Origin of the sequence: Isoptericola sp. 178, from assembly GCF_030586525.1 — a bacterium.
In the GTDB taxonomy this organism is placed as follows: Bacteria; Actinomycetota; Actinomycetes; order Actinomycetales; family Cellulomonadaceae; genus Isoptericola; species Isoptericola sediminis.
The window spans coordinates 350,769-362,737 of the sequence record NZ_JAUQYN010000001.1; the positions used below are offsets into that span (position 1 = coordinate 350,769).

At 73.2% G+C, this 11,969-nt stretch carries 15 protein-coding genes; 8 read left to right on the forward strand and 7 right to left on the reverse strand.

What is annotated here, in order from left to right:
• Nucleotides 1-127 precede the first annotated feature (127 nt).
• Nucleotides 128-679, forward strand: coding sequence for a YceI family protein (locus Q6349_RS01595; RefSeq protein WP_171246017.1), 552 nt, complete (start codon nt 128-130; stop codon nt 677-679).
• 206 nt (nt 680-885) lie between these two features.
• On the opposite strand, the gene Q6349_RS01600 is transcribed toward Q6349_RS01595, so the two are convergent.
• Nucleotides 886-1,590 carry a redox-sensing transcriptional repressor Rex gene (locus Q6349_RS01600; protein ID WP_304602565.1) on the reverse strand — a complete coding sequence of 235 codons (705 nt, stop codon included), beginning with the start codon at nt 1,588-1,590 and terminating at the stop codon, nt 886-888.
• Nucleotides 1,587-1,829, reverse strand: a complete 243-nt coding sequence (locus Q6349_RS01605; RefSeq protein ID WP_171246070.1) for a glutaredoxin family protein — start codon at nt 1,827-1,829, stop codon at nt 1,587-1,589. Before Q6349_RS01605 ends, Q6349_RS01600 begins: the two co-directional genes overlap by 4 nt.
• 80 nt (nt 1,830-1,909) lie before the next feature.
• On the opposite strand from Q6349_RS01605, the gene Q6349_RS01610 reads away from it, so the two are divergent.
• Nucleotides 1,910-2,725, forward strand: coding sequence for an HAD family phosphatase (locus Q6349_RS01610; protein WP_304602566.1), 816 nt, complete (start codon nt 1,910-1,912; stop codon nt 2,723-2,725).
• Nucleotides 2,726-2,818: 93 nt separating this feature from the next.
• Here the strand turns inward: Q6349_RS01610 and Q6349_RS01615 are convergent, their stop codons facing one another.
• Together Q6349_RS01615 and Q6349_RS01620 are read right to left on the reverse strand one after the other, a co-directional pair.
• A complete protein-coding gene (locus tag Q6349_RS01615; RefSeq protein WP_012085056.1) occupies nt 2,819-2,917 on the reverse strand; it encodes a 30S ribosomal protein bS22 in 99 nt (32 codons plus the stop codon).
• A 171-nt stretch (nt 2,918-3,088) separates the two neighbouring features.
• A complete protein-coding gene (locus tag Q6349_RS01620) occupies nt 3,089-4,264 on the reverse strand; it encodes an acetoin utilization protein AcuC (RefSeq protein WP_304602567.1) in 1,176 nt (391 codons plus the stop codon).
• Between the two features lie 101 nt (nt 4,265-4,365).
• On the opposite strand from Q6349_RS01620, the gene Q6349_RS01625 reads away from it, so the two are divergent.
• From Q6349_RS01625 to Q6349_RS01650, 6 genes are all read left to right on the forward strand, one after another.
• Nucleotides 4,366-5,730, forward strand: a complete 1,365-nt coding sequence (locus tag Q6349_RS01625) for a TrkH family potassium uptake protein (RefSeq protein WP_171246071.1) — start codon at nt 4,366-4,368, stop codon at nt 5,728-5,730.
• Between the two features lie 62 nt (nt 5,731-5,792).
• Nucleotides 5,793-6,461, forward strand: coding sequence for a TrkA family potassium uptake protein (locus Q6349_RS01630; protein WP_304602568.1), 669 nt, complete (start codon nt 5,793-5,795; stop codon nt 6,459-6,461).
• The gene (locus Q6349_RS01635) at nt 6,458-6,982 is read left to right on the forward strand and encodes an ATP-binding protein (RefSeq protein WP_304602569.1); all 525 of its coding nucleotides are present in this window, start codon (nt 6,458-6,460) and stop codon (nt 6,980-6,982) included. The genes Q6349_RS01630 and Q6349_RS01635 overlap by 4 nt, the downstream gene beginning before the upstream one ends.
• Nucleotides 6,983-7,046: 64 nt before the next feature.
• Complete coding sequence (locus Q6349_RS01640; protein WP_304603082.1) at nt 7,047-8,096, forward strand: ABC transporter permease; 1,050 nt, start codon at nt 7,047-7,049, stop codon at nt 8,094-8,096.
• Nucleotides 8,096-8,911, forward strand: coding sequence for an ABC transporter ATP-binding protein (locus tag Q6349_RS01645; RefSeq protein WP_304602570.1), 816 nt, complete (start codon nt 8,096-8,098; stop codon nt 8,909-8,911). The genes Q6349_RS01640 and Q6349_RS01645 overlap by 1 nt, the downstream gene beginning before the upstream one ends.
• The gene (locus tag Q6349_RS01650) at nt 8,908-9,786 is read left to right on the forward strand and encodes an ABC transporter ATP-binding protein (protein WP_304602571.1); all 879 of its coding nucleotides are present in this window, start codon (nt 8,908-8,910) and stop codon (nt 9,784-9,786) included. Before Q6349_RS01645 ends, Q6349_RS01650 begins: the two co-directional genes overlap by 4 nt.
• On the opposite strand, the gene Q6349_RS01655 is transcribed toward Q6349_RS01650, so the two are convergent.
• Genes Q6349_RS01655 through Q6349_RS01665 form a run of 3 tightly spaced genes read right to left on the reverse strand, consistent with a single transcriptional unit; the run spans nt 9,749 to nt 11,871 of the window.
• On the reverse strand, nt 9,749-10,363 hold the full coding sequence (locus Q6349_RS01655) for a TetR family transcriptional regulator (protein WP_304602572.1): 615 nt from the start codon (nt 10,361-10,363) through the stop codon (nt 9,749-9,751). The genes Q6349_RS01650 and Q6349_RS01655 overlap by 38 nt on opposite strands.
• A gap of 6 nt (nt 10,364-10,369) precedes the next feature.
• Nucleotides 10,370-11,197 carry a pyrroline-5-carboxylate reductase gene (proC, locus tag Q6349_RS01660; RefSeq protein WP_304602573.1) on the reverse strand — a complete coding sequence of 276 codons (828 nt, stop codon included), beginning with the start codon at nt 11,195-11,197 and terminating at the stop codon, nt 10,370-10,372.
• Nucleotides 11,198-11,208: 11 nt separating this feature from the next.
• On the reverse strand, nt 11,209-11,871 hold the full coding sequence (locus Q6349_RS01665) for a hypothetical protein (protein ID WP_171246025.1): 663 nt from the start codon (nt 11,869-11,871) through the stop codon (nt 11,209-11,211).
• Between the last annotated feature and the right edge of the window lie 98 nt (nt 11,872-11,969).

Genomic DNA, 11,969 nt, shown 5'->3' on the forward strand with positions numbered 1-11,969 from the left:
CCGGTCTCCGAACTCGTCCGGACGGCGCGGGAATACTGCGCCGGGGTGCCATGTTCATGCATTTCGATGGAATGATCCGGACGCGATCGCATCACGTCCTGCAACCGATCTGACAAGGAGCCACCCCATGGCCACCCCCCTGCCCCCGGCCCTGACCACCGGCACCTACGCCGTCGACGCCGGCCACTCCACGGCGTCGTTCTCCGTCCGCCACGCCGGCATCTCCAAGGTCCGCGGGACCGTCGGCATCTCCGCCGGGACGATCACCGTGGGCGAGGACCTCGAGTCCTCCTCCGTCGCGGTGACGCTCGACGCGAGCGCCGTGAGCACCGGTGACGAGAACCGCGACCAGCACCTCAAGAGCGCGGACTTCTGGCACGCCGAGGAGCGCCCCACCTGGACCTTCACCTCGACCTCGGTCACCGCCGACGACGACGCCTACATCGTCACCGGCGACCTGACCATCAACGGCGTGACCCGGTCGGTGGACCTGCCGGTCGCCTTCGAGGGTGCCGCGACCGACCCGTTCGGCAACAAGCGCGCCGGGTTCGAGTCCGAGATCGTCATCAACCGCAAGGACTTCGACCTGACCTGGAACGCCGCGCTCGAGACCGGCGGCATCCTGGTCGGCGAGAAGGTCAAGATCGCTCTCGACGTCTCGGCGATCGAGCAGAACTGATCCCACCACGCCGGTGAACCGGCGCCTGTCGGCGTCGTGCCCGCCGCACCTCGCCGTCGCCGGTCAGCGCACGGGAACCGCGTCCGCGCGGATCCCGTGCGCTGACTCGTGCAGCGGGGGCCCGACTCGTCACGGGTCGTCCTGACTCGTCACGGGCCGTCCTGACCCGCGGCGAGACGGCCCGGCCCGCAGGAAGGTGCGCGGGCTCAGGCGGAGGGCTGGACCCCGACCACCGCGGGGTCACCGTCGACACCCACGGCGTCCCCGGACTGCGCGTGCCGCGCCGCGGCGTGGAACGCGAGGATCTGCAGCTCACCCGCGACGTCGACGCTGCGCACCACGACGTCGTCGGGCAGCTGCAGCGCCACCGGCGAGAACGACAGGATCTCGCGCACCCCGCAGGCCACGATCCGCTCGGCCACCGCCTGCGCCGCCGCACCCGGCGTCGCCAGGATCACCATCGACACCCCCCGGGCGGCGAGGATCTCCTCGAGACGGTCGGAGTGCTCGACCTCGAGGCCGGCGGCGCTGCGACCCACCACGTCCGGGTCGGCGTCGATCAGGGCCACCAGCCGGAACCCGCGGGCCGCGTAGCCCGAGTAGTTCGCCAGCGCGTTGCCGAGGTTGCCCACGCCGACGATGGCGAGCCGGTGCTCCGACCCGAGCCCGAGCGCGGCGCTGATCGAGGACGCCAGCGTCTCCACGTCGTACCCGACCCCGCGGGTCCCGAAGGACCCCAGGTAGGACAGGTCCTTGCGCAGCTGGGCCGAGCCCACGCCGGACCGCTCCGCCAGCCCGGAGGACGACGTCGTGGTGACGCCGTCGCTCAACAGGTCGCGCAGGGCACGCAGGTAGAACGGAAGCCGCGCCACCGTCGCCGCGGGCACCGTCACCTCACCGATCTCGATCACGTCCGCTTCCCTCCCGGGGGGACCGCCAGACGGCGCGCCAACCTCACCGCGTCCACCCGCCAGAACCCCTGCTGCACGCCGTCCACCTCGACGACGGGCACGTAGTCGCCGTACCGCTCGGTCAGCGCGGCATCGGCCTCGATGTCGATCTCCCGCCACGCGGCGCCCGCCTGGTCGCACACCGAGGAGACCACCTGCCTGGCGTCGTCGCACAGATGGCAGCCGGGTCGGGTGTACATCACCACCCGTGCCGTCTCCTCAGGGGTCGTCGGGGTGCCGCTCACGAGGACAGCGTATCCGCGCGGCTACAGTGGACCGCATGCCGTCTCACGCCGACCCCCCGGTCAGCCCGCCGGCGGCAGCGTTCTTCGACGTGGACAACACGATCATCCGCGGCGCCAGCTCGTTCCACCTGGCCCGGGCGCTGTACCGGCGCGAGTTCTTCGGGACCGCCGACCTGCTGCGGTTCGGGCTGATCCAGGCCAAGTACCTGCTCTTCGGCGAGTCGCGCACCCAGATCGAGACCGTGCGCAGCCGGGCGCTGTCCCTCATCGCCGGCCGCTCGGTCGCCGAGATCACCGCCGTGGGCGACGAGGTCTACGACACCGTCCTGGAGCTGCGGATCTTCCCCGGCACGAAGCGACTCCTGGACGAGCACCTGGCGGCCGGGGACCAGGTCTGGCTGGTCACCGCGACGCCGGTCGAGATCGGCGGCCTCATCGCACGCCGGCTCGGCGCGACCGGCTGCCTCGGCACCATCGCGGAGCACGAGCGGGGGTACTACACCGGCGCGCTGGTGGGCGACCTCATGCACGGCGAGGCCAAGGCTGCGGCCGTGCGGGAGCTCGCGGAGCGCGAGGGGCTCGACCTGGACCACTCGTACGCCTACGGGGACTCGCTGAACGACCTGCCGATGATGCGGTCCGTCGGCCACCCCTGCCCGATCAACCCCGACGTGCGTCTGCGTCGGCACGCCAAGGAGGTCGGCTGGCCGATCCGCGAGTTCCGCGGTCGCGGTCAGCGGGTGGCGCACCGCGGCGTGCGGACCGCGTCGTGGGCAGGCGCGGCCTGGGTCGCGGGCCTCGTGCTCCGGGCCGCGCAGCGTGCCATGCGCCGACGCGTCCGGGGCCGCTGACCGGGGGCGCCCCTCCCCACGGACGCAGCGAGCCCGGCACCCCTAGGGTTACCGGGCTCGCTCAGCACGACCCGCCGGACGGCGGGCGGTGCCTCACTTCTTGTTGCGACGCTGGTGGCGCGTCCTGCGCAGCAGCTTGCGGTGCTTCTTCTTCGCCATGCGCTTGCGGCGCTTCTTGATGACGGAGCCCATGAGGTCCTCACAATGCTGATCGGTGGTCGGACGGCGTTGGCACCGGCGCCCGTGAGCCCGGGCGCAGCCGACCAACGCGAGAAAAGTCCGTCTATCAGAATACCCGATCACGGCCGGTGCCTCGGGCCACGGCGGCGTGCGCCGGGTCACCCCGGCCGCGGGACCGGCCGGTCAGTCCAGGAAGGGGTCGAGGCCGAACTCGGGGAAGACGTGGCGGCGCGTGGCGAGCACGGCCCGGTCCGTCGGGTCCGACGGGTCGTAGCCGGCCGACCACGGTTGCCAGGTGACCGGTCCGCGGCCCAGCGTCCTGGCCGCGGGCAGCCCGGACATCTCCTCCGCCGCCTCCCGCCACGCTGCCGGCAGCGGCATCCCCGTCTCCAGCGGGACGTGCGCCGCCTCGGCCACCAGCGCCGCCCACACCAGCGGCACCACGTCGACGACGGCGTACCCTCCGCCGCCGAGGGCCACCCAGCGACCCTCGCAGAGCTCGTGCGCCAGCTCGTGCAGCCAGCGGGCCGCGGTCTTCTGCGCGTGCACGCCGACGGAGAGGTCGGCGAGCGGGTCGTTGCCGTGGGCATCGGCTCCGTGCTGGGACACGATGGCGTCGGGGGCGAACTCCCGCAGCACGGTCGGCAGCACCGCGTCGACGGCGCGCAGCCATCCGGCGGAGTCCGTCCGCGGCGGGAGCGCGACGTTGACCGCGGTGCAGTGGTTCAGCCCGGCACCGGTGTCCGCCGGGTCGCCCGTGCCGGGGAACAGCGTCCGGCCGTCCTGGTGGACGGAGAAGGTCAGCACCCGCGGCTCGTCCCAGAAGATCGCCTCGACGCCGTCGCCGTGGTGGGCGTCGAGGTCGACGTACGCGACCCGCTCCGCCCCGCTGTCCAGCAGCCGCTGCACGGCGGCGGCGGCGTCGTTGTAGACGCAGAAGCCCGACGCCGCGTCCCGGCGGGCGTGGTGCATGCCGCCGGCGATGTTGATCCCGTGCTGCGCCCGTCCCGACCAGACGGCGTCCGCGGCGGCGACCGAGGCCCCCACGAGCCGGGCCGCGGCCTCGTGCATGGCGGGGAACACGGGGTCGTCCTCCGTCCCGAGCCCCCGGGCGACGTCGGGCTCCCCCGTGGTCGCCGCGCGGCGCACCGCGGCGACGTAGTCGGCGTCGTGCACGGTCTCGAGGAGCTCGTCCGGTGCGCAGACCGGGTCGACCACCTCCAGCCCGGGTTCGCCGAGCAGTCCGAGCTCGGTGATCAGGCGCATCGTCAGGGCGAGCCGCGCCGGCGCCATGGGGTGCCCGAGCCCGAAGTCGTAGCGCAGCAGCTCGGGACTCCACAGCAGCTGGGCGACCGACATCCCGCCACGGTAGCCCAAGCCGTGGCAGGCTGGGCGGCGACCAGTGCGGACGACGAGGGAGGGCGCGGCCGGTGGCCCGATCGGTGCAGGACCGCGCCTCGATGCTGCGCGAGTGGGTGGACCGCACGGCCCGGGAGTACCCGGCCCGGCTGGCGATGACGGTGTTCGCCGCCGTCATCACGCTGTTCACGCTCCTGCTGCTGCCGCCCTGGGCGACGGCCACGGACACGGGCGCCCGGTTCGTCGACGCCCTGTTCACCGCGACGTCCGCCGTGTGCATCACCGGCCTGGTCGTCGTCGACACGGCCGAGTACTGGTCGGAGTACGGCCGCGCGGTCATCCTGCTCGGCATCAAGGTCGGCGGGCTGGGCGTCATGACGATCGCGTCCCTGCTGGGGATCGCCGTCTCCCGGCGCATCGGACTGACCCAGAAGCTGCTCACCGCCTCGGAGACGAAGACCGGGACGACGCGGCTGGGCGAGGTCGGATCCCTGATCCGGCTGATCATCGTGGTCTCCACCTCGATCGAGCTGACGATCGCCCTCATCCTCCTCCCCCGGTTCCTCGCGCTCGACGAGAGTCTCGGGCTGGCGCTGTGGCACTCGACCTTCTACGGCATCTCGGCGTTCAACAACGCCGGGTTCGTGCCCACCGTGGACGGGCTGCTGCCGTACGCCTCGGACTGGCTGGTCATCATCCCCGTCGTCCTGGGCGTGTTCATCGGCGCCCTGGGCTTCCCCGTGATGCTGAACCTGCTGCAGGCGCGCCGGCACGGGCGCCGGTTCCTGCGGCACCTCTCGCTGCACACCAAGCTGACGATCACGACCAGCGTCGCGCTGCTCGTGGCGGGTCTGGTGATCATCGGCGCGATGGAGTGGGCGAACCCGGAGACGCTCGGCGGCCAGGACCTGAGCACGAAGTTCCTCTCGGCCCTCATGGCCTCCGTCATGCCACGGTCCGGCGGGTTCAACACGTTCGACGTCGGCGCCATGCGGGCGGAGTCCTGGCTCGTCACCGACGCCCTGATGTTCGTCGGCGGCGGGTCGGCCTCCACCGCCGGCGGCATCAAGGTCACCACGTTGGCCGTCATGCTGCTCGCGATCGTCGCGGAGGCACGCGGTGACCGGGACGTCGACGTCTTCGGCCGGCGCATCCCCCGGGACACGCTGCGGCTGTCGATCGCCGTGGTCTTCATCGGCGCCACGATGGTGCTGGTCTCCTGCATCGCCCTGGTCCGGATCACCGACTTCTCCCTGTCCCAGATCCTGTTCGAGGTCATCTCCGCGTTCGCGACGGTGGGGCTCTCGACGGGGATCACCGGCGACCTGCCCGACGGCGGGAAGTACTGGTTGAGCGCCCTGATGTACCTGGGGCGCGTCGGCACCATCTCCGTGCTCGGCGCCCTGGCCCTGCGGGACCGGCGCCGCGTCATACGCTTCCCCGAGGAGCGCCCCATCATCGGCTGACGACCCGCGCGCCAGACGGCAGCGGCGCGTCGCCGACACCACCGACCGACCGGAGGAGAACCGTGGCAGAGAAGAAGGACGACCGGGACGCCGGCGTGCTCGTCATCGGCCTGGGCCGGTTCGGGTCGTCCCTGGCGGAGACGCTGGACCGGCTCGGCCAGGACGTGCTCGCGGTCGAGACCGACGACCGCCTCGTCAACCAGTGGTCCGGCCGCCTGCCGCTGGTCCAGGCGGACGCGTCCAACCCGGAGGCCCTGGAGCAGCTCGGCGCCCAGGAGTTCGGCGTGGCGGTGGTGGGGGTGGGGACCGAGCTCGAGGCCTCGGTGCTCATCACGGGCAACCTCGTCGACCTCGGCACCCCCCAGATCTGGGCCAAGGCGATCTCGGCCGAGCACGGGCGCATCCTGACGCGGATCGGCGCCCACCACGTCGTGTACCCCGAGTCCGACGCCGGCTCGCGGGTCGCCCACCTCGTCAGCGGCAAGATGCTGGACTACATCGAGGTCGAGGACGGCTTCACGATCGTCAAGATGCGCCCCCCGCGCGAGATGCAGGGGTTCACGCTCGCCCAGTCGGACATCCGCAAGAAGTACGGCATCACCGTGATCGGCGTGAAGTCGCCCGGCATCGAGTTCACCTACGCCACTCCCGAGACCCGCGTCAGCGCGAACGACCTGCTGGTCTGCTCGGGACACGCGGACCTGCTGGAGCGCTTCTCGGCGAGGCCGTGAGCACGGACCGGGGGCGCACCGCGGCACCGTCGTCGCCGTCGGTGGTCCTCGTCTGCGGTCCGGCCGGCGCAGGCAAGTCGACGCATGCCCGGCGCCTGGCGGACGACGGCTACACGGTGCTGTCGTTCGACGCCGAGGCCTGGCGGCGCGGGCTGCGCGATCACCCGGTGGACGCCGAGGACGCGGCCGCCGTCCACGCCCACCTGCAGCGCGAGCTGCTGCGGCACGTCGCCGCCGGGGACCGCGTCGTCGTGGACACGTCGTTCTGGTCCCGGTCGTCCCGGGACGCGTACCGCGACCTGCTGCGCCCGCACGGCGTCGAGCCGGTGGTGCACCTGCTGGACACCCCGCGGGACGTCGTGCTGGAGCGGCTGGCCGCACGCCGGCACCGCGGACCCGACGACGTCGCCGTCCCCCGGGCGCGCGCGGAGGCCTACCTCGACGGTTTCCAGGTCCCCACCCCGGACGAGGGCCCCCTCGTCGTGCTCGACGGACGTGACCGCGGAGGCGTCGTGGAGTAGGCTCCCGGATAATTCCTCATCCGAGGAATTATGATCACGGACCGAGGGAGCCGCCGTGCGCGCCATGATCGTCAAGGAGTTCCGCGAGCTGCGGCGCGACCACCGCACCGTCGCGATGCTCGTCGCCCTGCCCCTGCTGATGCTGGTCATCTTCGGGTACGCCGCGAACTTCACCGTCGACGAGCTGAAGGTCGCCGTCGTCGGCGACCAGGCGGACCAGGTGCAGCAGCTCGTCGCGCAGGCGCCGCAGGACGCACCGACCACCCTCGACCTCACCGACGTCGACGCGGAGGCGGGGTCCGGCCAGGCACGCGACATGCTCCGCGACGACGAGGTCGACGTCGCGATCCTCAGCGGGGACGCCTCGGACGCCGACGGCGGCCGCCCGACCGTCCTCGTCGACGGCTCCAACCTCTTCGCCGCCCAGAGCGCCTCGGTCCTCGTGGCCCAGCTCGGCGACCGCGTCGACTCGGAGATCCTCTACAACCCGGACCTCGAGACCTCCTGGGTGATGGTCCCGGCGATCATCGGCCTGATCCTGACCTTCATCGGCACGATCATCACCAGCATCGGGCTGGTCCGTGAACGCGAGGCCGGCACGCTCGAGCAGCTCGCCGTCATGCCGCTGTCCCCCACGTCGGTCGTGCTGGGGAAGATCTCCCCGTACTTCCTCCTCGCGTGCTTCGACATGGTGCTCGTGACCCTGCTCGGTGTGTGGCTGTTCGGCGTCCCGTTCCGGGGGTCCGCGCTGCTCTTCGGCATCGGCGCGGCGATCTTCCTGTTCGCCGTCCTCGGGATCGGGGTGCTCATCTCGACCGTCTCCCAGACCACCGGGCAGGCCGTGCAGGTCGCGCTGATGACGATGCTGCCGCAGATCCTGCTGTCCGGGATGATCTTCCCGCTGGACGCCATGGCCGCCGGCGTCCGCTGGATCGGCTACCTGCTGCCGCTGACGTGGTTCGTCAAGCTCTCCCAGGGCGTCATGCTGCGCGGGGCCGGATGGGAGTCGATGTGGCTGCCGGTCGTCGTCCTGACCGGGATGGCGGTCCTCGTCTTCGGCGTCGCCGTGGTCCGGCTGCGCCGGGACATCGCACCGGCCCGCGGGGCCCGCTGATGTACGGCGCACGGGACCTCACCGTGGAGCTCGGCGGCGCGACCGCGCTGTCCGAGGTGAGCGTCGCCGTCCCGTCCGGCGAGGTGACCGCCGTCGTCGGCGGGGACGGGGCCGGCAAGACGACCCTGCTGCGGGCCCTGCTCGGACGCGTCGCCGCCGTGCGCGGCACCGTGGACGTCCCGCCCGCCCCGCGCATCGGCCACGAACCCTCCACGTCCGGGGTGTGGCCGACCCTGACCGTCCGCGAGAACGTCGAGCTCGTCGGCTCGGCGTACGGGATGTCCGCCGCCGGGATCCGGACCCGCGCCGCCGACCTGCTGGCGACCGCGGGCCTCGACGACGTCCGGGACCGGCTCGGACGCGACCTGTCCGGGGGCATGCGGCAGAAGCTCGGGTTCTGCCTGGCGATGCTGCACACCCCCGACCTGCTGCTGCTCGACGAGCCCTCGACCGGTGTCGACCCCGTCAGCCGGGTCGAGCTGTGGCGGCTCATCACCCAGGCGGCCCGGAGCGGCGCCGCCGTGCTGATGACGACGACCTACCTCGACGAGGCCGAGCGGGCCGCGACGGTCGTCGCCCTGCAGGACGGGCAGGTGCTCGCCACCGGCAGCCCGGCGGACGTGGTCGGCACCGTGCCGGGGACGGTGTCCGTCGGCGACGACCCACCCGGCGGCCACGACCGGACGTGGCGCCGCGGTCGGTCGTTCCACACCTGGACGCCCGACGGCGCGACGGCCCCGGGCCGCCCGGTCCCGCCCGACCTCGAGGACACCCTGATCGCCCTCACGCTCGCCCGCCAGGAGGAGACCCGATGACCACCCTGGTCCACGCCGACGGCGTCACCAAGCGGTTCGGCGCGTTCGCCGCCGTCGAGGACATGTCCCTCGACGTGCACGCCGGGGAGATCGTGGGCCTGCTCGGCTCCAACGGGGCCGGCAAGACGACGCTGCTGCGCGTGCTGCTCGGGCTCGAGGCGGCGGACGCCGGCCACGTCGAGGTGTTCGGCGACCCGCCCGCCGACGCCGACCGCCAGGCGCTCGGGTACGTGCCCCAGGGGCTTGGCCTGTCCCAGGCGCTCAGCGTCCGGCAGAACGTCGACTTCGTCGCCGCGGCCTTCTCCGTGCGTCACGCCCCGGCGCTGCCGACCACGCTGGCCGCCGTCGCCGACCAGCCCGTGGGGCGCATCGGGCTGGGCCGCCAGCGCCAGCTCGCCTTCTACTGCGCCCTGCTGCACTCCCCCCGCCTGCTCGTCCTCGACGAACCGACGTCCGGCGTCGACCCTCTCGCCCGGGCACGGCTGTGGGACACGATCCACGCGCAGGCCGAGGCCGGTGCCGGTGTGCTCGTGACGACGCACTACATGCAGGAGGCCGAGCAGTGCGACCGCCTGGTGATCATGTCGCGGGGCCGCGGCGTGGCCCGTGGGGCGGTCGGGGACATCACCGCGACCTCGCGCACCGCCGTCGTGCGCACCGAGGAGTGGTCCGCGGCCTTCGCCGCCCTGGACGAGGCGGGTCTGCCGGTGACCCTCGCCGGCCGCACCAGCCGCGTCGCCGGGACGGCGCCCGAGCGCGTGCGCGCGGCCCTCGACGCCGCCGGCGTGCCGGCCGACGTCGCGGAAGAGGCCGCCACGCTGGAGGAGACGATGGTGCTCATCGAGCAGTCGTCACGTCACCCAGGTCCCCGGTGAGGTAGCGCTGCAGGGTCGGGCCCACCAGCGTGGCGAGATCGTCCGCCGAGGCCGAGGCCAGCGGTTCGACCCCGACCACGTAGCGGATCATCATCAGGCCGGCCACCTGGGAACCGGCCAGGGACGCGCGCAGCTCCGCGTCGGCGACACCCAGCCGCTGCACGAGGGGGCCGAGGACCTCCACCCCCAGGAAGCGCTGCAGGAGGTTCCGCAGACCCGGGTCGGCCATGATGGCCGGGACGACGACACGGACCGTCGCGCCGCCGTCCGCGTCCCACGTCCGCACGACCGCCCGCACGAGCCGCTCCCCCATGTCCTCGACGGGGCCGTCGGCGGCGGACCGGGTGACGGCCGACGGGTCGATGTCGGTCAGGCCCAGCGTGGCGGCGAGCAGCTCGGTCTTGCCGGCGAACCAGTGCCGCACGGTGCCCGGGTCGACACCGGCCCGTCGGGCCACGCCCCGCAGGGACACGGCCTCGTAGCCCCGCTCGTCGAACTCCGCCCGGGCGGCCTCCAGCACCGCCCCGCGCGTGCTCTGGCCCGCTGGGCGGCGTCCTCGACGCGACGGGTCGGACATCTGCGGTCAGCCGAGCTCGCGGCCGAGCTCCGCCGACCGGTCGCGCGCCGCCTCCATCGCGGCGACGAAGGACGCCCGCACACCGGCGTCGTCGAGCCGCCGCAGGGCCTGGATCGTGGTGCCACCGGGTGAGGAGACCTTCTCGCGCAGGACCACGGGGTGCTCCCCCGTCCGCGCGAGCAGCGTCCCCGCGCCGAGCACCGTCTGCACGGCCAGCCGGCGGGCGACGGCCCGCGTCAGGCCCATCAGCACCCCGGCCTCGGCCATCGCGTCGACGACGTAGAACACGTAGGCGGGGCCGGAGCCGGCGAGCGCCCCGAACGCGTCGATCTCCTTCTCGGTGATGCGCAGGGTCTCCCCGGTGCCGGCCAGCAGCGCCTCGACGAGGGCGACGTCGTCCTCGTCCGTCGTCGGTCCGGGGACGACGGCGGTCACCCCGGCGCCGACCTGGGCGGGGGTGTTCGGCATGGTCCGGACGACGGGCTGGTCCGCGGGCAGGTGGCGGGCGTAGAACGACAGCGGCAGGCCGACGGCGACGCTGACGACGACGGCGTCGGCGGGCAGCGCGGGACCGATCTCGTCGAGCACGGCGGCGACGTCCTTCGGCTTGACGCCGACGACGACGAGGCGGGCGTCGGACACAGCGGCGGCGTTGTCCGTCGTCGTGGCGACCCCGTAGGTCTCGGCCAGCTCGGCGCCCCGGTCCTCGCGACGCACGGTGGCGACGACGTCGGCCGGGTCGAGCCCGGACGACAGGGCACCGGCCAGGACGGCCTCGGCCATCGTGCCGGTCCCGACGAAGGCCACCCGGGTCCCGGCGATCTGCGTGCTCACGTGGTCTCTCCTCACATCGGGAACGTCTCGTAGAAGTCCTGGACGAGCTGCTCCGGCCCGGTGGCCTGGAAGACGGCCGTGTCGTTGCGCCAGGTGACCACCGACTCCCCGGCGGTCGCACCGGGGGTGACGGCGTAGTCGCCGACGGTCTCGCCGCCGACGGTGACGTCCCCCTCGGCCTCGGGGTCTCCGGCGGCCTGCAGCAGCGTCGCGTACACCTCGGCCGCGGCGTCACCGTCCGACCACTGACCGGCGACGAGGTCGACCCGCGCTCCGTCCGCCGACCCGTCGGCGTAGACGACGTCCCACGCCTCGACGGCGTCGGCCTCGTCGATCCACGCGCCCTCCGTGACGTCGAGGCGGACGAGCTGCAGGGCGGAGTCCGGCATCGCCGACTGGAAGTCGGTGGCGTCCTCGGGCAGCGGGCTCGGCTCGGCGGTCGGCGTCGGCGGCGCCGCGGTGACCGTGACCTCGGGCAGCGGCTCGGGCTCCTCCTGGGCGAACCCGGGCCAGAAGAACGCGGTGACGACCGCGATCCCCGCCACGACGACGAGCACCACCGCCAGGACGATGCGGCGGCGACGGACCTGTGCCGCCCGCGAGCTCTTCTGGTGCACCTTCTCCCCCGGGGTCCGGAATCCCGGGGTCAGGTACCCCGGCTTGCGGTCGGCCATCGACGTCCTCCTGGTCTGGTGCCGGTGCGCCGACGACGGCGTCGCCGTGCAGCCTACGACGTCCGGCGGCCCTGGTGTCGGTGCCGACGCCTACCGTG

Bases quoted from the DNA above. Each gene is read 5' to 3' on its own strand.
- Q6349_RS01650 (WP_304602571.1), top strand. From the start codon at position 8,908: ATGACCACCCTGGTCCACGCCGACGGCGTCACCAAGCGGTTCGGCGCG.
- Q6349_RS01640 (WP_304603082.1), top strand. From the start codon at position 7,047: ATGATCGTCAAGGAGTTCCGCGAGCTGCGGCGCGACCACCGCACCGTC.
- Q6349_RS01625 (WP_171246071.1), top strand. From the start codon at position 4,366: ATGCTGCGCGAGTGGGTGGACCGCACGGCCCGGGAGTACCCGGCCCGG.
- Q6349_RS01615 (WP_012085056.1), bottom strand. From the start codon at position 2,917: ATGGGCTCCGTCATCAAGAAGCGCCGCAAGCGCATGGCGAAGAAGAAG.
- Q6349_RS01610 (WP_304602566.1), top strand. From the start codon at position 1,910: ATGCCGTCTCACGCCGACCCCCCGGTCAGCCCGCCGGCGGCAGCGTTC.
- Q6349_RS01655 (WP_304602572.1), bottom strand. From the start codon at position 10,363: ATGTCCGACCCGTCGCGTCGAGGACGCCGCCCAGCGGGCCAGAGCACG.
- Q6349_RS01605 (WP_171246070.1), bottom strand. From the start codon at position 1,829: ATGTACACCCGACCCGGCTGCCATCTGTGCGACGACGCCAGGCAGGTG.
- Q6349_RS01595 (WP_171246017.1), top strand. From the start codon at position 128: ATGGCCACCCCCCTGCCCCCGGCCCTGACCACCGGCACCTACGCCGTC.
- Q6349_RS01620 (WP_304602567.1), bottom strand. From the start codon at position 4,264: ATGTCGGTCGCCCAGCTGCTGTGGAGTCCCGAGCTGCTGCGCTACGAC.
- Q6349_RS01665 (WP_171246025.1), bottom strand. From the start codon at position 11,871: ATGGCCGACCGCAAGCCGGGGTACCTGACCCCGGGATTCCGGACCCCG.
- Q6349_RS01645 (WP_304602570.1), top strand. From the start codon at position 8,096: ATGTACGGCGCACGGGACCTCACCGTGGAGCTCGGCGGCGCGACCGCG.